The 20,710-nt window shown below is 70.6% G+C and carries 22 protein-coding genes and 3 tRNA genes; 9 read left to right on the forward strand and 16 right to left on the reverse strand.

The annotated features are described in order from the left end of the window. Positions 1–37: 37 nt before the first annotated feature. Together ACGWYJ_RS26595 and ACGWYJ_RS26600 are read right to left on the reverse strand one after the other, a co-directional pair. Positions 38–676, reverse strand: a complete 639-nt coding sequence (locus tag ACGWYJ_RS26595; RefSeq protein WP_395109050.1) for a TetR/AcrR family transcriptional regulator — start codon at positions 674–676, stop codon at positions 38–40. Positions 677–800: 124 nt separating this feature from the next. Further along, positions 801–2,999: a germacradienol/geosmin synthase gene (locus ACGWYJ_RS26600; protein ID WP_395109051.1), complete on the reverse strand. Its 2,199-nt coding sequence runs from the start codon at positions 2,997–2,999 to the stop codon at positions 801–803. Between the two features lie 161 nt (positions 3,000–3,160). On the opposite strand from ACGWYJ_RS26600, the gene ACGWYJ_RS26605 reads away from it, so the two are divergent. After that, positions 3,161–3,634, forward strand: a complete 474-nt coding sequence (locus ACGWYJ_RS26605; protein WP_395109052.1) for a MarR family winged helix-turn-helix transcriptional regulator — start codon at positions 3,161–3,163, stop codon at positions 3,632–3,634. A gap of 17 nt (positions 3,635–3,651) precedes the next feature. Here ACGWYJ_RS26605 and ACGWYJ_RS26610 read toward each other — a convergent pair whose 3' ends face one another. The 3 genes from ACGWYJ_RS26610 to ACGWYJ_RS26620 are packed head-to-tail and all read right to left on the reverse strand — an operon-like array spanning position 3,652 to position 6,061. Further along, positions 3,652–4,251: a helix-turn-helix domain-containing protein gene (locus ACGWYJ_RS26610; protein WP_395109053.1), complete on the reverse strand. Its 600-nt coding sequence runs from the start codon at positions 4,249–4,251 to the stop codon at positions 3,652–3,654. Between the two features lie 32 nt (positions 4,252–4,283). Beyond that, positions 4,284–4,913 carry an FMN reductase gene (locus ACGWYJ_RS26615; protein WP_395109054.1) on the reverse strand — a complete coding sequence of 210 codons (630 nt, stop codon included), beginning with the start codon at positions 4,911–4,913 and terminating at the stop codon, positions 4,284–4,286. Beyond that, complete coding sequence (locus tag ACGWYJ_RS26620; RefSeq protein ID WP_395109055.1) at positions 4,910–6,061, reverse strand: LLM class flavin-dependent oxidoreductase; 1,152 nt, start codon at positions 6,059–6,061, stop codon at positions 4,910–4,912. Before ACGWYJ_RS26620 ends, ACGWYJ_RS26615 begins: the two co-directional genes overlap by 4 nt. Positions 6,062–6,149: 88 nt before the next feature. Here ACGWYJ_RS26620 and ACGWYJ_RS26625 point away from each other — a divergent pair, with 88 nt between their 5' ends. Further along, positions 6,150–6,683 (forward strand): DinB family protein, encoded by a 534-nt coding sequence (locus ACGWYJ_RS26625; RefSeq protein WP_395109056.1) that lies wholly within the window; start codon positions 6,150–6,152, stop codon positions 6,681–6,683. A gap of 66 nt (positions 6,684–6,749) precedes the next feature. Continuing rightward, complete coding sequence (locus ACGWYJ_RS26630) at positions 6,750–7,655, forward strand: LysR family transcriptional regulator (RefSeq protein ID WP_395109057.1); 906 nt, start codon at positions 6,750–6,752, stop codon at positions 7,653–7,655. A 9-nt stretch (positions 7,656–7,664) separates the two neighbouring features. On the opposite strand, the gene ACGWYJ_RS26635 is transcribed toward ACGWYJ_RS26630, so the two are convergent. Then, positions 7,665–8,285 carry a YceI family protein gene (locus tag ACGWYJ_RS26635; protein ID WP_395109058.1) on the reverse strand — a complete coding sequence of 207 codons (621 nt, stop codon included), beginning with the start codon at positions 8,283–8,285 and terminating at the stop codon, positions 7,665–7,667. 100 nt (positions 8,286–8,385) lie between these two features. Here ACGWYJ_RS26635 and ACGWYJ_RS26640 point away from each other — a divergent pair, with 100 nt between their 5' ends. The 6 genes from ACGWYJ_RS26640 to ACGWYJ_RS26665 all read left to right on the forward strand — a co-directional run bounded on the left by ACGWYJ_RS26640 (position 8,386) and on the right by ACGWYJ_RS26665 (position 10,265). Then, positions 8,386–8,553, forward strand: a complete 168-nt coding sequence (locus ACGWYJ_RS26640; RefSeq protein ID WP_395109059.1) for a hypothetical protein — start codon at positions 8,386–8,388, stop codon at positions 8,551–8,553. A gap of 49 nt (positions 8,554–8,602) precedes the next feature. Further along, positions 8,603–8,839: a universal stress protein gene (locus ACGWYJ_RS26645; protein WP_395109088.1), complete on the forward strand. Its 237-nt coding sequence runs from the start codon at positions 8,603–8,605 to the stop codon at positions 8,837–8,839. Positions 8,840–8,982: 143 nt separating this feature from the next. Continuing rightward, positions 8,983–9,954 carry a CHAP domain-containing protein gene (locus tag ACGWYJ_RS26650; protein WP_395109060.1) on the forward strand — a complete coding sequence of 324 codons (972 nt, stop codon included), beginning with the start codon at positions 8,983–8,985 and terminating at the stop codon, positions 9,952–9,954. Between the two features lie 40 nt (positions 9,955–9,994). Further along, a tRNA-Gly gene (locus ACGWYJ_RS26655) sits at positions 9,995–10,067 on the forward strand. Between the two features lie 42 nt (positions 10,068–10,109). Continuing rightward, positions 10,110–10,180 (forward strand) — tRNA-Cys (locus tag ACGWYJ_RS26660). Between the two features lie 10 nt (positions 10,181–10,190). Next, a tRNA-Val gene (locus tag ACGWYJ_RS26665) sits at positions 10,191–10,265 on the forward strand. A 396-nt stretch (positions 10,266–10,661) separates the two neighbouring features. On the opposite strand, the gene ACGWYJ_RS26670 is transcribed toward ACGWYJ_RS26665, so the two are convergent. The 10 genes from ACGWYJ_RS26670 to ACGWYJ_RS26715 all read right to left on the reverse strand — a co-directional run bounded on the left by ACGWYJ_RS26670 (position 10,662) and on the right by ACGWYJ_RS26715 (position 20,594). Continuing rightward, entirely contained in the window at positions 10,662–10,976 is a 315-nt protein-coding gene (locus ACGWYJ_RS26670; protein WP_395109061.1) for a hypothetical protein, read from the reverse strand. 257 nt (positions 10,977–11,233) lie between these two features. Then, complete coding sequence (locus ACGWYJ_RS26675) at positions 11,234–12,238, reverse strand: 1-aminocyclopropane-1-carboxylate deaminase (protein WP_395109062.1); 1,005 nt, start codon at positions 12,236–12,238, stop codon at positions 11,234–11,236. 430 nt (positions 12,239–12,668) lie between these two features. Further along, complete coding sequence (locus ACGWYJ_RS26680; RefSeq protein WP_395109063.1) at positions 12,669–14,138, reverse strand: sensor histidine kinase; 1,470 nt, start codon at positions 14,136–14,138, stop codon at positions 12,669–12,671. A 5-nt stretch (positions 14,139–14,143) separates the two neighbouring features. After that, positions 14,144–14,872 (reverse strand): response regulator transcription factor, encoded by a 729-nt coding sequence (locus ACGWYJ_RS26685; protein WP_395109064.1) that lies wholly within the window; start codon positions 14,870–14,872, stop codon positions 14,144–14,146. A gap of 16 nt (positions 14,873–14,888) precedes the next feature. Continuing rightward, positions 14,889–16,343 carry a streptophobe family protein gene (locus tag ACGWYJ_RS26690; protein ID WP_395109065.1) on the reverse strand — a complete coding sequence of 485 codons (1,455 nt, stop codon included), beginning with the start codon at positions 16,341–16,343 and terminating at the stop codon, positions 14,889–14,891. Next, on the reverse strand, positions 16,340–17,110 hold the full coding sequence (locus tag ACGWYJ_RS26695; RefSeq protein WP_395109066.1) for an ABC transporter permease: 771 nt from the start codon (positions 17,108–17,110) through the stop codon (positions 16,340–16,342). The genes ACGWYJ_RS26690 and ACGWYJ_RS26695 overlap by 4 nt, the downstream gene beginning before the upstream one ends. Next, the gene (locus ACGWYJ_RS26700) at positions 17,107–18,024 is read right to left on the reverse strand and encodes an ABC transporter ATP-binding protein (protein ID WP_395109067.1); all 918 of its coding nucleotides are present in this window, start codon (positions 18,022–18,024) and stop codon (positions 17,107–17,109) included. The genes ACGWYJ_RS26695 and ACGWYJ_RS26700 overlap by 4 nt, the downstream gene beginning before the upstream one ends. Before the next feature lie 481 nt (positions 18,025–18,505). Then, the gene (locus tag ACGWYJ_RS26705) at positions 18,506–19,237 is read right to left on the reverse strand and encodes an ABC transporter ATP-binding protein (protein WP_395109068.1); all 732 of its coding nucleotides are present in this window, start codon (positions 19,235–19,237) and stop codon (positions 18,506–18,508) included. Next, positions 19,230–20,207: an ABC transporter ATP-binding protein gene (locus ACGWYJ_RS26710; RefSeq protein WP_395109069.1), complete on the reverse strand. Its 978-nt coding sequence runs from the start codon at positions 20,205–20,207 to the stop codon at positions 19,230–19,232. The genes ACGWYJ_RS26705 and ACGWYJ_RS26710 overlap by 8 nt, the downstream gene beginning before the upstream one ends. Positions 20,208–20,255: 48 nt before the next feature. Next, on the reverse strand, positions 20,256–20,594 hold the full coding sequence (locus ACGWYJ_RS26715) for a PadR family transcriptional regulator (protein ID WP_395109070.1): 339 nt from the start codon (positions 20,592–20,594) through the stop codon (positions 20,256–20,258). Positions 20,595–20,710 lie beyond the last annotated feature (116 nt).

Below are 20,710 nucleotides of genomic sequence, written 5' to 3' on the forward strand. Positions count from 1 at the left end.
CGGTACCGGTGAGCCGGAGCCGGACCCGGGGGTCGCGTCAGGCGTCGGGAACGCGGGGCGCGGCGAGAGGGTCGAGGCGGCGGATCAGCTCCAGCGCGGTGCCGATGACCCTGGAGGCCTCGGCCTGCGACTCGCACCCGGCGACCTCCCGGCCGGCCTCGCCGATCACGGTGGTGAGGACGGCGACGACGACGCGGTCCTCGGGCTCCGTCCCGGCGCGCAGGAGGATGGCGTTACGCCGGACCCACTCCCGCGTCCTGGTGCGGCGGACCAGCTCGAACCCGGGCGGCGCGTCGCCGTCCATGAACAGCCTGACGAGGTCGCGCCGCTCCCAGCAGCCGCGCAGGTACGCCCTCGCGCCGTGGACGAACAGCTCCAGCGGGTCCTCCTCGCCGGCCGCCCGCGCCTTGGCCACCGCCCCCGACGCCAGCGCGTCCTGCTCGTCCTGGTGGTCCTCGAACAGCGCCAGGAACAGCTCGCTCTTGCCGCCGAAGTGGTGGTAGAGGCTGCCGACGCTGGACCCGGCGCGTTCCACGATCTCGGCCACGCTCGCCGCGGCGAAGCCCTGCTCGACGAAGACCTCGCAGGCCGCCTCCAGCATCCCCCGGCGGGTCTCGGCCGTGCGGCCCCACCGCCAGGAGCCCTCCCCCGCCCGGCCGCTCGCCTTGCGTGCCATCAGCTGCCCATGCCCGTCTCTCCCCGCGCCACCCGCCGCTCCCCGGGTCGCTTCCGCCTCCAGGTTACCGAACGGCATTCCAGAATCGCGGGAGCGGGTGCCGGGCGGCGCCGGGCGCGCCGCCTCACAGGGGATGCGTCAGGCGGATCCGGGTGGCGGACGTCCCCAGCCCGTTGGGGCCGGGCAGGACGAGCCGTTCCCCGCCGTGACGCGGGTAGCGCGCCAGGAGGTCGGGTTCGCCGTAGCGCCGCGTCTTGCGGTGCCACTTCAGGATGCCCGCCATCCAGTCCCACAGCCTGGTCACGTAGCCGTCGAGGGCCTGGCGCGCCTCCTCGTCCAGCCGGTGCTCCTCGGCGAGCGCGGGAAGGTCGCCCGCGATCGCGCGCTCGAACTGGCGCAGCCGGGAGGTCATCAGGTCGGCGACGATGGCGACGGCCTCGTCCCGTCCGCAGCCGAGCAGCTGCTCGACGGCGAGGACGGCGTTGGTCCGCTCCCCCTCGAACTCGATCTCCTTCTGGTAGGAGAACACGTCGTTGACCAGCGTGCCGTAGTCCATCGCCGCGTTCTCAAGGGCCCGCATGGCCGAGGTGCCGTAGATATCTGGCGGGAGGCGGTCCTCCGTGCCGATCCGGGCCAGGCTCAGGGTCAGGTCGGAGCCGAAGGTGAACCGCCGCATCTCCAGGTGGTCGACGGGGTCGGGGACGCGGTCCTGGAGGTGGTGGTGAAGCTCCCACAGCCAGCTCCGGACCATCCGCTCGACGGCCGAACGGAACCGCTCCCGGCCGCCCGGCGACATCGAGGCGGCGGTACGGCGCCAGAGGTCGGCGAGCCCGGTCTCGACGGGTGACAGCGGCGGCGGCGTGGGGCCGAGGTCCGGCGGCATGAACAGCGGGATCCGCGCCACGAACATCCGGGCCCCGGGCAGGTCGCGGTCGCGGAGGAAGATCTTGGGGAAGTAGTCGTCGCCGTAGGTGCCCCAGGCCAGCCACTGGGTGCCCAGGTCGAGGTGGTCGGCGGTGGCGTCCGGGGCGAGCGAGGCGGCGCAGGTCGCGAAGTCGAAGCCGGACAGCAGGGCGGGCGTCCACAGCGGCTCGGGGTGCCGCGCGACCGGCCCGTACATCCCCATCGCCCCGCACCAGTCGACGACGTTGCGGCGGGCACGTTCGATGTGCGGGTTGACCCGCGCCCGGTACGGCATCGTGAACTCGGGCATCCGCACCGGCCCGACCTTCCGATACGGAACGGCCAGCGGGCTCGGCGTGGCCGCCTCCAGCACCACGGCGGCGCGCGACAGGGCCATGCCCATCCCGAGCGGCCCGCCGCCGCCCGCGCCCTCGTTCATGTAACGGCTGGAGCGCAGATGCCACTCGTGCCCGCCGGACTGCCAGTCCTGGAGCCCCTTCACGTAGGCCGCCACCGCGGCGCGCTCGGCCGGAGTCGCCGCGTGCTCCTCGAAGAGCAGCGGGACCTCGGTCAGCGCGGTGTTCTCGAACTGGCGCAGCCGCGAGGTCAGCAGGTCGTTGACGATCTCGGCGGCGCGGCGCGGCCCGACGCCCAGGAACCGCTCGACCACCAGCACGGCGTTGTTGACCTCGCCTTCGGTCTCGGTCTCGCGCTGGTAGGAGAAGATGTCGTTGCGCAGGTGCACGCCGTCGGAGAAGGCGTCCCTCAGCACGCGCAGCGGGCGGCTGCCCGCCATGCCGGGCGGTACCTCGGCGCCCACGGCGTGCTCGACGAGGCAGGCGGACCAGGGGGCGCCGCCGACCGCGCGCCTCTTCTCGATGTACTCGACGGGGTTGGGCACCCTGGCCTCGGAGATGTTGGCCAGTTCCCACAGCGATTCGCGCAGCAGGTTCTCCGTGCTCTCCACGAACCGCGCCCGCCAGTGCTCCGACATCGCCGGGACGGTGCGCGCCCACAGATCGGCGAGGCCGCGTTCCGCCGCGTTCTCGGGCTCGGGCGGCTCGGGCCCCATGAACGAGCAGAGCCGGTCGAGGTAGGCCCCGGCGCCCTCCTGGTCGCGGGACCTCTTGTAGACCTCAAGGAAGTGGTCGTCGAAATAGAACACCCAGACGTACCAGTCGGTGATCAGGTCGAGTTCCGCAGGGACGCAATCGGGGTGGGTGTAGGCGCACAGCAGCGCGTAGTCCATCGCGGCGAGGGTGTCCTCGTCCCAGATCTCCGGGGTGCCCGGGTCGCGGGTGTCGTCCAGCATGCCCATCTGCCGGGCCCACAGCGTGCTGTGCGCGCGGGCGCCCTCCACGTGGGGGTTGAGGCGCGCGGGGTGGACGAGGTAGAAGTCCGGAAGCTCGAACGGCCGCATCGTTAGACCCGCCTCTCACTCGACGTCTCCCGTGCAACGTACGGCAGTCGATCGATGACGGACAGTCAGATTTGGCTGTCCTGCCACGGATCTCGACGTTCCGGTTGCGGGCAATTGAATGGACGCCCAGGTAACCGCCCGGAGGTCGTAGACTCGCTGGCATGAACGCCCGCGCACCCGGCCTCCCGGCTCTCCCGGCGGAGGAGATGCTGAGGCTGGACAACCAGGTGTGCTTCGCGCTGCACGCGACCTCGCGGGCCTTCGACGCCCTGTACCGGTCGCTGCTGCGCGACCTGGGCCTGACCTATCCGCAGTACCTGGTGATGCTCACGCTCTGGGAGTCGGACGGGCTCACCGTCAAGGACCTGGGCGCCCGCCTGCGCCTCGACTCGGGCACACTGTCACCGCTGGTCAAACGGCTGGAGTCGGCGGGCCTGGTGGAGCGGCGGCGCGGCCGCGAGGACGAGCGCTCGGTATCGGTGCACCTCACCGCCGAGGGCGCCGCGCTCAAGGAGAGGGCCGCCGCCGTGCCGCCCCGCGTCATGGAGGCATCGGGCCTCGGCACGGACGAGCTGCGCGACCTGCGCGGCATGCTGCTCAAGCTGACCGAGCACCTCGACGCCACGAACGCCTGATCGCCGCGCCCCCGGGCTCAGTCCTGCTCGGCCGCGCGCCGTGGCCTCGCTCGGACGTGCATGCGCTCGCCCTGGGGGCCGAACAGGCTCAGGATCTCGACGGGCTCGTCCCCCGCGGCGCCGAACCAGTGCGGGACACGGGTGTCGAACTCGGCCGCCTCGCCCGCCTTCAGCACCAGGTCGTGCTCCGCCAGGACCAGCCGGAGCCGCCCCGCCAGCACGTACATCCACTCGTAGCCCTCGTGCGTCTGCGGGTCGGGCGTACCGTGGCTCGGCTCGATCACCATCTTGAACGCCTGGAGGCCGCCGGGCTGCCGGGTCAGCGGGATCACGGTCCGGCCGGGCAGCACGCGCGGCGGGATCCGCACCCGCGGATCGCCGGTCTCGGGCGCGCCGACCAGTTCGTCCAGCGGTACGCGGTGCGCCCGCGCGATCGGCAGCAGCAGCTCCAGCGTGGCGCGCCGGCGCCCCGACTCCAGGCGGGACAGCGTGCTCTTGGAGATGCCGGTGCTCTCGGAGAGGTCGGCCAGGGTGACCCCGCGCCTGGTCCGCAGCTCGCGCAGCCGCGGGCCGACCCTGGCGAGCACGTCGGCGATCTCCGGCGATCGTTCGTCCATGGGCCCCATTCCACCCGAGGGATGTCCTGGGCTCACGCGCGGCCGTTCAGCAGTTCCTCGAACGGCGTCACGTCGGCGTACGGGTCCGCGCGGACCACGGGCGCCCGCCCGGCCATCGCCGCCGCCAGCTCCGCGCCCGCCGCCTCGATCCGCTCGCTGAGAGCGCCGGAACCCGCCCCTTCCGAGCCCGCCCAGTCCTCCGAGGCCGCGTACACGGCCGTCGGGACGACCGGCGCGCGCAGGTAGGCGAACATCGGCCGGACCGCGACGTCCAGCGCCAGCGAATGCCTGGCGGTGCCGCCGGTCGCGCCGATCAGGACCGGACGGCCCTCCAGCGCGCCCTTGTCCAGCACGTCGAAGAACGTCTTGAACAGCCCGCTGTAGGAGGCGTTGAAGATCGGGGTGACCGCGATCAGCCCGTCCGCCCCCGTCACCGCGTCGACGACGGCCCGCAGCGCGGCGGGCGGGAACCCGGTGACCAGGGTGTCCGCCAGGTCGTGCGCGTGGTCGCGCAGCTCGACGGTCACGACCTCGGGCTTCTCCGGCAGCGCCGCCACGGTGGCGGCGGCGAGCCGGTCGGCCAGCAGCCGTGTCGACGACGGGGTGCCGAGCCCGGCCGAGACGACGGCCAGGGTCCGCCCGCGGGTCGTGCGGTCGGTCATCGCACGGTCTCCCTGTCTTCCCTGTCTTCCCTGTCTTCGGTGTCCTCCGCCTTCCCCGCCGCCTTGCCCGCCATCTCGGCGCGGGCGGCCAGCTCGGCGTGGGTGGGCGCATGGGCCGGAACGTGCGCGGGACGCAGCGCCTCGAACTCGCGGCGCAGCACCGGCACGACCTCCTCGCCCAGGATGTCGAGCTGTTCCAGGACGGTCTTGAGCGGAAGCCCGGCGTGGTCCATCAGGAACAGCTGCCGCTGGTAGTCGCCGAACGACTCGCGGAAGGACAGCGTCCGGTCGATCACCTGCTGCGGGCTGCCCACGGTCAGCGGCGTCTCCGCGGTGAACTCCTCAAGGGAGGGTCCGTGGCCGTAGACCGGGGCGTTGTCGAAGTAGGGCCGGAACTCCCTGACCGCGTCCTGGGAGTTCTTCCGCATGAACACCTGCCCGCCCAGGCCCACGTACGCCTGGTCGGCCTGGCCGTGCCCGTAGTGCTCGAACCGCCGCCGGTACAGCTCGATCAGCCGCTGGAAGTGCTCCTTGGGCCAGAAGATGTTGTTGGCGAAGAAGCCGTCGCCGTAGTAGGCGGCCTGCTCGGCGATCTGCGGGCTGCGGATCGAGCCGTGCCACACGAACGGCGGGACGCCGTCCAGCGGGCGCGGGGTGGAGGTGAAGGCTTGCAGCGGCGTGCGGTACCTGCCCTCCCAGTCGACCACGTCCTCCCGCCACAGCCGGTGCAGCAGGTGGTAGTTCTCGATGGCCAGCGGGATGCCGTCGCGGATGTCCTTGCCGAACCAGGGGTAGACCGGCCCGGTGTTGCCGCGTCCCATCATCAGGTCGACCCGGCCGTCGGCCAGGTGCTGGAGCATCGCGTAGTCCTCGGCGATCTTGACCGGGTCGTTGGTGGTGATCAGCGTGGTCGCCGTGGACAGGATCAGCCGCTCGGTGCGGGCGGCGACGTAGCCGAGCATGGTGGTCGGGGACGACGGCACGAACGGCGGGTTGTGGTGCTCGCCGGTGGCGAAGACGTCCAGGCCGACCTCCTCGGCCTTGAGCGCGATGGTCACCATCGCCTTGATCCGCTCCGCCTCGGTCGGCGTGCGGCCGTTCGTCGGGTCGGTGGTCACGTCGCCGACGGTGAAGACTCCGAACTGCACGCCGGACCCCCAAATAGTAGAAGTTTCAACTAGACTACAGGAACCGGGAGACATGGTCGTCTATTCCTGGCGGATAGGCTCCTGCGCCATGACCGACGCGACCCCGGCCGCCGAGCCTCCGGGCCACCTCACCGACCCGCGTGACCTGCTGAACGGCTATCTCGACTACTACCGGAAGGCCCTGCTGCGCAAACTCGACGGCCTCTCGGACGAGCAGCTCCGCACCGCGACCCTGCCGTCCGGCTGGACGCCGCTGGAGCTGTTCAAGCACCTGACCTACGTGGAGATCCGCTGGCTCCAGTGGGGATTCGCCGGGGAGCCGGTGGAGCGGCCGTGGGGCGATCGCGGCCCCGGAGAGCGGACCCGGGACGACCCCTGGCATGTGCCCGAGGGCGAAGGCTTCGACGACATCCGGGCCGAGTTCCTGGCGACCTGCGAGCGGTCCAGGGAGATCGTCGCCGGCGCCCCGCTGGACGGCGTCGCGCCGCCCGGCCCCCGCTTCCCCGACGGCCGCCCGACCTCGCTGATCTGGATCCTGTTCCACCTGCTCCAGGAGTACGCGCGGCACCTGGGCCACCTGGACGCCGCGCGGGAGCTCATCGACGGCCGCACGGGCGCGTAGTCGGGGCAGGTCCTTGGAACCGGCGAGACATAAGACGGGCTTATGGGTGCTGCTTAGGATGGAGCGGTGGCCGTCCCGCACCGCGTGCCCGACCTGGGCGCCCTGGAGTTGCTGCTCGCCGTGATACGGCTGGGCAGCGTCGGCCGGGCGGCGGCCGAGCTCGGCGTCAGCCAGCCCGCCGCCAGCGCCCGGATCCGCTCGATGGAACGGCAGATGGGCGTGGAGCTGCTCGAACGGTCGCCGCGCGGTTCCCGTCCCACCGAGGCCGGTGCGCTGGTGGCCACGTGGGCTCAGCGCGTTCTGGACGCGGCCCATGAGATGGACGCGGGACTCGCGGCCCTGCCCCAAAGACGCGGGCTGCGCATCATGGCCAGCCCTACCGTGGCCGAGCATCTGCTGCCCGGATGGCTGGTCGCTTTGGACAAGACGTGTCCCGATGCGTCCATCACGCTGCGCACCGCCGGTTCCACGACCGTGGCGGAGCAGGTGCGGCTCGGCAAGGCGGATCTGGGGTTCGTGGAGGGCGCCCGCAATCTCGCCGGGCTCAGCGGCACGGTCGTGGGCTCGGACCGGCTGGTCGTGGTGGTCGCCTCCGTGCACCCCTGGGCGCGGCGCAGCGGAGTGAGCGCCGAGGACCTGGCCGCGGTCTCCCTTATCTTGCGCGCGGACGGGACGCGTGCGGTGCTCGATCGGGCTCTCGCCTCTTTCGGAGGGACGGCGCGGCCGTTGGTCGAGCCGGCGTCCACCGCAGAGCTCAAGGCGGCGGCGGTGTCGGGCACGGGTCCGGCGGTCGTGAGCGAACTCGCGGTCGCCGGGGAGCTTTCCGGCGGGCGGCTGGTCACGGTTCCCGTCGACGGCCTCGACCTGAGCCGTCCGCTGCGCGCCGTGTGGCCCGCGGGCCGCCGTCCCAGCGGACCCGCCCGGGACCTGCTGGCGCTGATCCGCCGGTCACGCCCGCGACCGGCGCCCTGAGCCTCGCGGTCAGGAGTCGTCGCCGGCGGACCGGTCGGCGGCGGGGCGGCCGAGGGCGCCGGTGGGCTCGTCCAGCACCGCCTGGATCTCCAGCTGGATCGCGATCGTGTCGCCCAGCAGCAGCTTGTCGCCCTGCATCGGGATGTTGAACTCGATCCCGAAGTCCGCGCGGCTCAGCGAGGTCGTCGCGGTGAAGCCCGCGCGGGTGCCGAGCGCGGGATCGCCGTCCACGCCGTGGAACTCCACCAGAAGCCGCACCGGCCGGGTCACGTTCCAGATCGTGAGGTCGCCGTCCAGGTGGTACCGGGGGGTGCGCGCCCTCCGGCCGATCGTGGCACGTTCCACATGCCTCCCCACGAAGGTCATCGCCGGAAAGCGCTCCACGTCCAGGATCTCCGGCGACCGCACGTGCGCGTCCCGCTCCTCGTTGCGCGTGTCGATCGAGGCCATCGCGATCTCGGCACGGGCCGAGGACTCCAGCGGGTCGTCAGCGATGTGCAGCTCGCCCTCGAACTCGGTGAACGAGCCGCGGACCGTGGTCATCAGATGCCGGATCGTGAAGGTGATCTCCGAGTGCGCCGTGTCGATCGTCCAGCGACCGGGGACCAGGCCCGGCACCGCGGTGTCCAATGCGCTTCTCCCCCCAGTTGAATCGCTCAGGCCGTCCAGAATGTACCCGAACAATGCCAAAGCGGACGTTGCGCGGTCCGCCACGAGGAACGATCGGTACATGATCGGAGAGCATGTCCTGGCCGGTCACACCGGTGCCCAGGGCGCCCGGGAGGCCCTCGCCCTGGGCCGCGGGATCGCCTTCCTGACCGGCGATCCCGTCCCGCCACGTCCCGCCCGAGGGGCCGAGCCGGATCACCGTCGCGTACGCGCGCCGCCCCCAGTGTGACGAGGCCGTCACCCGCGCCGCCGACGCCGCCGAAGGGCTGCGCGACGACCTGGCCCTCGCCGCCCGCCTCGCCAGGGACGGCACGGTGGAGGCCGAGACCACGCCGGCCCAAGGCGACGACATCGCCGACGCCGTCGAGCGCACCGCCTGGCTCGACGGGGAGATCCTGGTCAGCGCCAGCAGCGAGGACGCCTCCGCGCACCGGGCCTTCCTGGGTGAAGTAGCCATGAAAGTGCCGCGTGCCACCCCCTGCCCGGTCACCGTCCTCCCGCGTGACTACTCCTGAATAGTCCTCATTGACGGAATTCACGGAACGGGTTGCCGACCCATCTTTATCCTCGCTACATTCCTTCGATACCGGAACGTGACCTTGATACAAGAGGGCATCCGGCCGGGTCGGGCGCCGCCCGCACCACGGAGGGAGGCGTCATGGACCCCGTCGGCAAGAAGCTGCTCGACATCGCCAAGGACAACCTCGGCTACACCGAGAAGAGCGACGGCTACACCAAGTTCGGCGACTGGTGGGCCAAGAAGATGGACTCCGACCACAACCCGTACTTCAAGACCGCGCCCTGGTGCGACATGTTCCTCGCCTGGGCCGCCGAGAAGGCCGGGGTCGCCGACCAGGCCGGGCAGTTCGCCGCCACCGTCCAGCACGCCAAATGGTTCAAGAAGCACGACGCGTGGGGCACCAAGCCCGTCCCCGGCGCCCTCGTCTTCTACGACTGGAGCGGCTCCCGCGACATCGACCGGATCGACCACGTCGGGCTCGTCGAGAAGGTCGACGGCAAGACCCTGCACACCATCGAGGCCAACGCCGACGGCTACAAGCTCATGCGCAAGAAGCGCGACATGGACACCGTCGTCGGCTTCGGCTACCCCGGCAAGGTCAAGGTCGACAAGTACGTCCCCAAGCACGCCGCCCCCGCCCCCAAGGTCGAGGCCCTCACCGGCCCCGCCTCCAATGCCAAGATCGCCGAGACCACCCACGGCTCGCCCGGGACCTCACTCCCCGACGCACCCTCCCAGGAGATCCTGCTCTCCGGCGCCCTGGCCATCGTCCTCTGCGGCACCGTCGCCCTCGCCGTGGGACGCGCCGCCGCCTCCATGGCGCCCACCCACTCCCCCATCCGCGTCCGCAAGCGCGGCAAGCACCACCGCACCCCCGTCCAGCTCCCCGCCGACCTCACACCCGCCGACCTCGACGCCGCCGACGCCGGCACCACCGTGATGCCCGCCCTCTCCCTGGCCGCCGCCCACCAAGCCGAAGACCGCGAGTTCTGGGGCCGCATCGCCCACCTCGAAGAGGACGAGGAACTGGCCTTCTGGAACTCCCTGCACGCCGAGGCCGCCCTGTCCGGCACCCCCGACGAGTACGCATCCACGCCATCCTTCCGCTAGAGTTGACCCAACAGCCGAGGGGGGCGACCCCCGAAGGCACGCGGACGTGGCTCAGTTGGTAGAGCATCACCTTGCCAAGGTGAGGGTCGCGGGTTCGAATCCCGTCGTCCGCTCTGAGGGGGCCTTGACACCAGGCGAAGCCGAGGGCCTCGCTCGGTGGAGTGGCCGAGAGGCGAGGCAACGGCCTGCAAAGCCGTGTACACGGGTTCAAATCCCGTCTCCACCTCATCCACCCAGGGCGATTAGCTCAGTGGGAGAGCGCTACCTTGACACGGTAGAGGCCACTGGTTCAATCCCAGTATCGCCCACCATCTAACCCCAGGTCAGCCCATGAACGGCGGCTTGGGCCTTTTCGTTCTGGTGCAACCAGGGATGGAACCGGGAGCATACCGGCAGTACAGTGCTCCACGGGCCGTCGCGGACTTGTGTGGTTCCATAACGCTGTCGTGGTGTTTGCCCTGCGGCGCCACGGATCGGCTGATGGCGGTCATGCCGACCGCCGGCCTCCGCCGCCGTATTCTCGCCGTCGTCATGTCGGTTACCGCAGCCGTGGTGATGATGTCGGAGTCCGGTGGTCGCAGGCTCCGGGCCCGGTGCGGCGCGGGCGACGATGTCGTTCGAGCAGTCTGGCCCGCACCCGAACAACCAGACCTGCATCCTTCCACCCCAGCTCAAGCCTGGTGACGCGATTCTCGGCACCCACGCCCTCAGCCGCTGTTCTCCAACCGCTTCACCCCCGCGAGTAACTCGTCCACCAGCACCTGATGTTGCTGCCGTTCCTGGCTGCGGGATGGATGCGACAACACGATCTCCTTGGCCTCGCCCAAGGTGCCGGGGCCCGACCCCAGCAACTGTCGCGTGGCCATGATCGAATCCATGACGCCCACCCCACGCGCGACCAGCAGCTCCTGCACACGACCCATGCCTGTCTCGAGCAATGGTCTGCACTCCGCTACAAGCGCGGCGATCTGCGCTAGGCGCTCCTGATCAAGTCCCATCCGGTTCACCAGCCTCAACTTCATCCAAGGGCGGACTGCCGCCCAGGGCCCTCGCTCGTGCCGAAGTCATCTGTCACCGTGGCGGCCCATCTGGCCTGGCGTGGCAAAGAGAGTGTGCTCCCGCAGTCAGCTATAACGTCAGGCTGCCATCTCGACGATGCGGCGACGGGCAAAGTCCGGCTTCGCCTTGGCGTTTCCGTCAGTGCACATTCAGCCGGGTTGGGAAGTCGACCGCCAACCGCACCGATAGGGCTGCGGGCTGCCCACTCCCCGATGTCCGGTCAGAAGACGCCGCTGTAGGCGTTGAGCGCGGGCTGGCCTCCGAGATGGGCGAAAAGGACGTTGGAGTTCTTGGGAATGTCGCCGCGGCGGACGAGGTCGATGAGCCCGGCCATGGACTTGCCCTCGTATACCGGGTCGAGGATCACGCCTTCGAAACGGCCGGTGAGCCGGATCGCGTCCACCGTGGACTGGACGGGGATGCCGTAGCGGTCGCCGGCCCAGCCCTCCAGGACAGTGATCTCCTCGTCCCGCAGGTCCCGCCCCAGGCCGATCAGCTCGGCGGTGTTGCGGGCGATCTTCTCCACCTGGGCGCGGGTCTCGGCGAGCGTGGCCGAGGCGTCGATGCCCAGCACGCGGCGGGGACGGTCCTGGCCCGAGAAACCGGCGATCATGCCCGCCTGCGTGCTACCGGTCACGCTGCACACCACGATCGTGTCGAAGAAGACCCCCAGCTCGCGTTCCTGCTCCCGCACCTCGTACGCCCAGTTGGCGAAGCCGAGACCGCCCAGCCGGTGATCGGACGCCCCGGCGGGGATCGCGTACGGGGTTCCTCCGGCCGCCCGCACGTCCTCCAGCGCCTGGTGCCAGCTGTCCTTGAACCCGATACCGAATTCCGCCCGCACCAGCCGCACGTCGGCACCCATGACGCGCGACAGCAGAATGTTGCCGACCTTGTCGTTGACGGCGTCAGGCCACTCCACCCAGCTCTCCTGCACCAGGACGGCCTTCAACCCGGCCTTGGCGGCGACCGCCGCCACCTGCCGGGTGTGGTTGGACTGCACCCCGCCGATGCTGACCAGAGTGTCCGCGCCTTGTGCCAGCGCGTCGGGAACCAGGTACTCCAGCTTGCGGGTCTTGTTGCCGCCGAAGGCCAGGCCGCTGTTGCAGTCCTCCCGCTTCGCCCAGACGCGTGCACCACCGAGATGGTCGGTGAGCCGATCCAGTGGATGGATCGGGCTGGGCCCGAACAACAGCGGATAGCGCTCGAAATCGTCAATGGACATATGCGGCTCCCGACGCCGTACAAGACCGATACGGAACATCTAGCACGTAGCGGGAACCGGAGCCACCACGGAATTGTGCAGCCACAGTCCATCCGGTGGTCGGACCCACAGGATCGGCAACACAGCGCTGCTCGCACGGCAGTGGCCCACGACCGTGCCGCTGTGGGTCCTCGACGGCGGCGTCGGCGCCACGGTGGTGATCGGTGTGATCGTGGACCTGTACCCGGCGATCCGCGCGGCTGGCCTCGCTCCCTCGGATGCCTTGGTGTCTACCTGAGGCCGAGGCCATCGGGCCTCATCGCCGATCTCACCACGACCACTGCTTCATGGTGCAGGCTGAGCTGCGTGTCCGCGTTCCCAGTTTGTGCGATGGAATGCGCTCATGTGGCGGCGGCGTGGCTCAGGCCGTGGCCTGCGGCGGTCCTTTCGATCATGGAGCCCGCTGGCGAGCTGCCTCCGCCGTGAGGACGGGGAACACGATCCGGAAGGTCGCTCCTTCTCCGGGTGCCGTACGCAGCTCGACGTGCCCGCCGTGAGCGGTCACGATCGACTCGACGATCGCGAGACCCAGTCCAGCCCCGCCGCGCCGAGAGCGATCCGCCCGGTAGAAGCGATCGAAGACACGGTCGGCCTGCTCCTGGGTGAGGCCCGGTCCGGAATCCTCGATCTCAAGGATGGCGTGCCCGTCCTGGGTGCCGACTCCGATCCGCACCGCGGTGCCGGACGGGGTGTGCGCGATGACGTTGCCGGCCAGATTGGCCACGACTTGGCGTAGCCGGGCCTCGTCGCCGAGCATCTGGGCGGTGTCCACGGGCCCGCCGTCGGGACCGGTGAGGTCCACTGTGCGGGAGGGATCGAGTGCGCGCAGCTCATGGCGGGCGTCCGAGGCCAGTGTGCGCAGGTCCGTGGGTTCGAGCTGCAACCGGTCATGATCTCCGTCGTCGGCGGCTTCGCCGAACTGGGCCAGCAACAGAAGGTCCTCGGTCAGCCGTGCCAGGCGGGTGGACTCGGCCTCGATGCGCGTCATCGTCCGGTCGATGTCGGCACGTTCGGGCAGGCCGCCCATGCGATAGAGCTCGGTGAAGCCTTTGATGCCGAACAGCGGCGTGCGTAGTTCGTGGCTGACGTCGGCGACGAAGCGCCGCAGCTTCGCCTGGGACTCCGCTCGTGCGGCGAACGCGGCGTCGAGTTGGGCGAGCATGCCGTTCAGCGCGGCCGCGAGCCGACCGACCTCGGTCCTGGACGAGGCGAGATCGGGGATCCGGCGTGAGAGGTCGCCTGCGGCGATGGCGGCCGCGGTGTCCTCGATCCGCCGGAGCGGGCGCAGGCCGACCCGGACCGTGACGATGCCCGCCAAGGCCAGTACTGCCAGCAACGCCACGCCGGTGGTCAGAGAGATCATTCGCAGGCGGTCGATGGTGTCGTCCGCCATGGTTTGCGGGATGGCCACCAGCACACTGCCCCCGCGCGGCGTGCGCCGGGGCAGGACGATCGCCCGCCATCGGGTGCCGCCGTCGCGGGCGCGGATGTTGAACGGGCGGCCGTCACGGGACGCGACCGCCGCGCGGTCCAGGACGGGCGTCGCGGGCAGGGACCGGGCGGGCCGTCCTGAGGGGAGCAACTCTCGCTCGACGTCGCCCTCCGAAGACAGTTCGGCGACGTAGGGGTTGCCGAGGAAGTCCATGCCGGCGTTGCGCAGTGCGGGGTTCGGGCGCGGCCCGGGCTCGGCAGGCCCGGGGCGGGGCGCCCGCGAGAAGATGTCGGCGACCGGGTGGAGCTGGTCGTCGATCCTGCCGACCAGGTAGTCCTGCAGGGCACCGATGACCACGGTGTTGCCGGCGACCAGCCCGGCCGCCATCAGTCCGGTGGTGAGCAGCAGCAGCCGCGTCCGCAGTGACATCCGGGTCACGGCTGCGGCCGGCGTAGGACGTAACCGAGGCCGTGGACGGTGTGGATGAGCTTGGGCTCGAGCGTGTCCACCTTGCGGCGCAGATAGCTGATATAGGTGTCCACGATGCTCGGATCACCGCCGAAGTCGTAATGCCAGACGTCGTCCAGGATCTTCGGCTTGGGCACCACCGTTCCGGCGTTGCGCATCAGGTAGTGCAGGAGCCTGAACTCCGTTGGGGAGAGCCGGACCGGCACTCCCGCGCGGGTGACCTGGTGGCCGTCCGGGTCGAGGCTGAGGTCCCCGACGGTCAGCGTGCCATCCGCCGGCTCGCCGCCCGTGCGGCGGATGATCGCCCGTATCCGGGCGATCAGCTCGGGCAGGTCGAACGGCTTGGTCACGTAGTCGTCGCCGCCGAGCGTCAGGCCGGTGATCTTGTCGGCCGACTCGGTACGAGCGGTGAGGAACAGCACCGGCACTTGCCCGGTGCGTCCGCCGGTCGCCGGTGGCAGCCGCCGGAGCCGCCGGACGACCTCGAAGCCGTCGATGCCGGGCAGCATCACGTCCAGCAACACCAGGTCGGGCGGCTCGGACGCGGCCGCGGCGACGGCCTCCTCCCCGGTCGCCGCCGAGGCCACCCTGAACCCGACGAAGCGCAGCGTGGCCGACAGCAGTTCTCGGAGGGTCGGCTCGTCGTCCACGACCAGCAGCCGGTGGGCATCGCCGGTCGCCTTCTCGCCTTCCATGGGCGATCACCGCCTCTCATTCCTTCAACGCCCGGGCGGCTCGCGTGGATCCGAACAGTTCCCACAGCAGAGACCCGGCGAAGCCCGACACGGCACCACCGGCCAGGCCGGAGGCGGCGGCCAGAGCGCTGTTGGCGTGCAGGCTCACCTCGGTGCCCAGCAGTTCGGTGCCGAGCAGTGAGACGCCCACCTCCATCGACCCGGCCGCCAGGATCGTCAGGACCGCCATGGCAATGGCCACGATGACGCCGAGCCGGCCGCCCGCGGCCACAGCGTGTGACAGGCGGCCTCCAGTGGGGGCGGACGGTCCGCGTGCGGCGGCCAGCACACCGCAGACCAGCAGCGTCACCATGGCGAACCCCACAGGCAATATCCACAATGGTCGTCCGGTCGGCAGCGAGGCGAGGCTCAGCGTGCCATCCGGGATCCGATCCGCGGGCAGCAGTTCCGCCGCCGCGCCGCCGGCCGACGCCGACCACGGAACCCCGATCCCGAGCGCCAGCGTCACGAGTACCCCGGTCGCCGCGCCGAGCAGCAGGCCGCCCGCCAGGGAGCCGTTCTCACCGAACACGCTGAGCACCAGACCGGCGGCGGTGCCGATTGACATGAGCGTGACCAGGACCGTGGCGGTCGCCGAGAGGGCGGGCCTGATCCGGTGCGCCCAGCCCCAGCCGGACGGCAGCGGTGCCCGCCGCCAGACCAGCCAGCCGAGTGCGAGAACCACGGCCGCCCAGACCAGGCCGTTGGCCAAGGCCGAGGAGACGTCGGCGTGAAACTGGACAGCGGCCGATCCCCTCAGCAGTTCGCCGGATCCTTGGCCGCCGTCACCGCCGAGGCCGCCGCGCAGACCACCTCCTCCCAGGCCGTCACGCAGTCCATGACCGCCCAGGCGGTCACGCAGTCCACCACCGCCTCCGCCGCCGAGATGGTCTCGCAGCCGACCTCCACGCAGTCCACCACCCGGGGCCGCCGACCACGGGCCGAGCTCCGCGAGGCGCAGCGGACCTCGGCCGAGCATGGCCAGTACCGTGATCGCGACCGTGAAGGCGCCCACGGCCGCGGCCGCCCGAACCGTCAGTCGTCCAGGCCCAGGTCCTTGCCGCCGGAGTGGAAGGCTGAAGGCGATGACGAAAACGACCGCGCCTGCCAGCGAGATGCCGAGCGGCATGAGTTCCAAGGTCCCTTGCACCCCGCTGCCCAAGGCGCGGCCCATGCCGGACGCCCCGGCGTCGAGGCTCACCGATCCGCCGACGGCCAAGGTCACCATCGCCGCCGCCACGGCCGGAACTGACGCATCCTCGCCGATACCGAAGTGACTCAGCGCGATCGCGGACAGCGCCGCCATGATGGCGACCGCTGCAAGAGCGGCGGCCGTTCCCTCAAGTGCGGCACGTGCATTCTGGTCGGCAGCGGACGGCGGGTTCGTGGCCCCTCGCCGTTCCGAGGCCGTCAGATCTCGCTTCGCCATCATGCGTCCCGGCACTCGAAGACCAGGGCGGCAACGCCCAAGACGCCGAGGACCCACAGGCACAACACGCCGAATCCGGTCCACGGCGTGAGCAGGCCCGGTTCCGGCACCACGGACATGACCTGGGTGCCCGCGCCGAACGGACCGAACGTGCCCACCGGTTTGGCCCATGACTCGGGCAGAGCGGGTGTGAACAGCGGGACGAGCAGAGTGGCCGCCACCATGATCATGATCGCGCCCGCGGTGGTCCGGGTCAGCACCCCCACCGCGACGCCCAGCAGTCCGATCATCGCCAGGTAGAGCCCGCAACCGATCACCGCGCGCAGCACCCCGGGCTCGCCGAGCGCGGCGTCCCGCAGCCCGGTCCGGTTCAGGATGGCCTGCCCTACCAGGAACGATGTGAACGCCACGACCTGGCCGCAGACCAACGCGACCGCACCGAACACCAGCGCCTTGGCCGCGAGCAAGCGGCCCCGGCGCGGCACCGCCGTCAGGCTGGTCCGGATCATCCCTGTGCCGTACTCGGAGGTGACGACCAGGACGCCCAGCACCGAGATCGCCAACTGGACCAGGATGAAGCTCTGGAGGCTCACGGCCGTGGGATCGAACCCGCCCTGTGCGTCGAGTCGCCTTCCCGCGCCATTCGCGAACAACACGCTCAGGCCGATCGCGAGCACCCCGGCGGCCAACAGCGTGCAGACGGTGGAGCGCAGGCTGCGGAGCTTCGTCCACTCTGATCGCAGAACATGGTGGAATCGGACGGGAGTCATCGCGCCGCCGCCTCTCCCGCGACGTATTCGACCCCACCGTCGGTCAGCCTTATGAAGGCGTCTTCGAGCGAGGCCCGCTTGGGTGTCAGCTCCGAGAGCACCACACCACTCGCCGCGGCGAGCGTTCCTATCCCTAGGGCATCCATCCCGGACACCTGGAGCAACCCTCCGGCGGCTCGGCGCACGGTCGCGCCGGCGCTTTCCAGGACGCCGACGAAGGAGTCCGTGTCCGGCGTGCGGACCAGCACCATCCCGCCTTCCTGGTCACGCAGGAATGTCTCGACGGGTGAGTCCGCGATCAGCCGACCGCGGCCGATGACGATCAAATGATCGGCGGTGAGGGCCATCTCGCTGATCAGATGGCTGGACACCAGCACGGTGCGGCCCTCGGCGGCCAGGCGGCGCATGAGCTCGCGCATCCAGCGGACGCCCTCCGGGTCCAGGCCGTTGATGGGCTCGTCGAAGATCAGGACGCCCGGGTCACCGAGCAACGCGGCGGCGATCCCGAGCCGCTGCCGCATGCCGAGCGAGAATGTGCGTACCCGCCGCCGCGCAACGGACTCCAGCCCGACCAGCAGTAATGCCTCGTGAACCCGCGCGGTTCCGATGCCGTTGCTCCGTGCCAGGCACAACAGGTGATCGCGTGCGGTTCGGCCGCCGTGCACGGCACCGGCGTCCAGCAGCGCGCCGACCTCGCGCATGGGTGCCGCGAGCTCGCGGTACCGGCGGCCGCCGATCAGCGCCGTTCCCCGGGTAGGCGCGTCCAAGCCGGTGATCAGCCGCATGGTCGTGGTCTTGCCGGCACCGTTCGGCCCGAGAAAGCCCGTGACCACCCCTGGCGGCACGGTGAAACTCAGATCGTCGACCGCGACGGTGGAACCGTAGCGTTTGGACAGGTTTCGGACCTCGATCATCGGCACTCCCTCCGGTAGGGACGTCGTGAAATCGAGGTGAAGCCTGGCTCACGGAGGTCACGCAACCCTGAGCGGACTGGTCCGCCCTTTTCTCCTACCGGTACGCCGACCTGGCGCGACTCCGCACCGGGCTGGACGGAACTCACAGACGACTCACATGATCCTCTGCGATCACGGTGAGGTTCGGGTTGACCCTCATGTGGGACCAGGCATCGGCAGACGGCGAACGCCCCGATCCCAGGCTCGAACGGCAACTCCAGGACGCTGATGCGGACCACGACGACCGGTCATGGCCTTCGCGGACGCGGGCGCATGGGAGGGCGCCCGGTGAGCCGGGTCGGGGATGAAGCCGCTGTCCGTGCATAGCGAGAGCGTGGCCTTGATGCAGGGCAGGTTGGTGGACGCACCTGTGGCGACCCGGCTCATCTGGATGGCGGGAGGGTTGGCCATGCTGTTGTGGGCGTGGCTTTCCTCCTGGCGGTTAGGGGGTGGGTTGCGGGGTGGTGCCCATGTAGCGGCTTCTTAGTTGTGAGAGGTCGCCGAGTTCGGATGCGGGTGTGGAGAGTTTGACTTGGCCGTGCTCTAGGAGGACGACGTGGTCTGCTACCGGCATCGCCTTGTCGACCAGTTGCTCGACCAGCAGCACGCCGATGCCTTCGGCTTTGAGGCGCTCGACCGTGGCGAAGACGTCCTTGACGATGGACGGGGCGAGGCCGGCCGATGGCTCGTCCAGCATGAGGACTGAGGGGGACGGTACGAGGGCTTGGGCGATCGCGAGCATCTGTTGCTGTCCCCCGTTGAGGGTGCCCGCGGCGTTGCGTCTCTTGTCGGCCAGGATCGGGAAGCGTGCGTAGGCCACCTCCAACGCCTGCTTGCGCTGGGACCTGTCCAGTGTGTAGCCGCCGAGCAGGAGGTTCTGTTCGACGGTCCGGCGTTTGAAGATGCGCTTGTTCTCCTGCGCGAACGCCAGCCCGGCCCGGACGCGCCGGTGCGCGGGCATCCCGGTCAGGTCGTCGCCGCGAAGCCGTACCGACCCGGACGAGGGACGTAGCACGCCGGACGCGGTGAGCAGCGTGGTCGACTTCCCGGCACCGTTGCGGCCGAGGAGCAGTGTGCAGGAGCCGGCCGCCACCGACAGGGAGACGTCCCGCAGGACCCGGATGTCCCCGTAGCCGGCGGTGATGCCGTCCAGTTCCAGGACGATCTCAGGCATGCCTGCCCTCCATCTCGATGGCCTCTTCGCCCAGGTAGCTGCGGACCACGTCCGGGTGCCGCTGGATCTCGGCGGGGGCGCCGGAGGCGATCAGCCGGCCGGACTCCAGGACGTGCACGACGTCGGACACCCCGCAGATCAGCGCGAAGTTGTGCTCGACCAGCAGCACGGTCGTGCCGAGGTCGGCGACGCGGCGGACCAGCCGGCCGAGGTCGGCGACCTCGCCCTCGTCCAGCCCGGACGCGGGCTCGTCCAGCAGCAGCACGGCCGGTTCGGCGACCAGCGCCCGCGCCACCTCGACCATGCGGCGGCTGCCCAGCGGCAGCGACTCCGCGGGGACGCGGCCCAGATGCTCGATGCCGAGTACGCGGAGGACGTTCAGCGCCTTCTCGCGGTCCAGGGCGCGCTGCCGCCGGTAGCGCGGAAGCCGCAGGACGGCGGACAGGATGCCCGTGTAGTGGCTCGCGTAGCGGGCGGTGGCCAGCACGTCGAGTGTGGTGAGCGAGCGGGGGATCATCGGTGTCTGGAAGGTCCGGGCCACCCCCTGCCGGGCGACCAGGTGCGGGGCCCGGTCGCCGATCGGACGGCCGTCCAGCGCGACCGTGCCGTGGTCGGCCCGGTAGAAACCGGAGACGATGTTCAGCAGCGTGGTCTTGCCCGACCCGTTTCCGCCGATCAGCCCGGTGACCTTGCCGGGAGCCGCCGTCAGCGACACCTCGGACACGGCCCTGACCCCGCCGAACTCCTTGACCACACCGGACACTTCCAGCGCCTTGCCTGCGATCGGGTCGATGGTCACCTCGGCGGTGGAGGTCCGGCGCGGCGGTTCCGGCGGGACGAGCCTGGCGCGGAGCCGGTCCAGCCCACGATGCGTGAGCCCGGCGATCCCGCCGCGAAGGAACACTCCGCCGATCACCAGGAAGGCGCCGAACACCACCAGCGCGTACTCCGCGAACCCGGCGGCCCGCATCGGCCCGACCTGGAGCAGGAAGGCGCCGAAGCGCCGTCCAGACCGCGGTCACGCCCGCCCGCCTTCAGGCCGCAGGCGCGGGGTGCCCGCCACGGCGGGTCGTAGCTGCTCGGTAAGTCTGGCCAGCTCATAGCGGGCCGCCTGGGTCCCTTCCTCACTGAGCCGGTACATGCGGCGAGCGGGTCGGCCGACCGCCGCCGGCTCCACGTCTTCCATCTCCTTGGTGAGCCAGCCGGCGCGTTCCAGCCGAGCCAGCAGGGGGTAGAGCTTCCCACTCGGGAATCCTGTCAGCCGCATCAGCTCATAGCCGTAGCGCGGCCGCGCGATGTCATCGAGGAAGACGCGCAGCACGGTGGCAACGGCGAGCGTCACCCTCACATCCCCCATAGATAGGATTCTTACATAGGGGGGTCACCTGCACGGCAGCATCCCAGCAAGACCTGGCTCACCAGCCACACCCGGCTATCCGCCACCTCCGCCTCGGCCCCCACCCACTGCCGACC

It is taken from the genome of Actinomadura sp. SCN-SB, from assembly GCF_043906805.1.
In the GTDB taxonomy this organism is placed as follows: Bacteria; Actinomycetota; Actinomycetes; order Streptosporangiales; family Streptosporangiaceae; genus Spirillospora.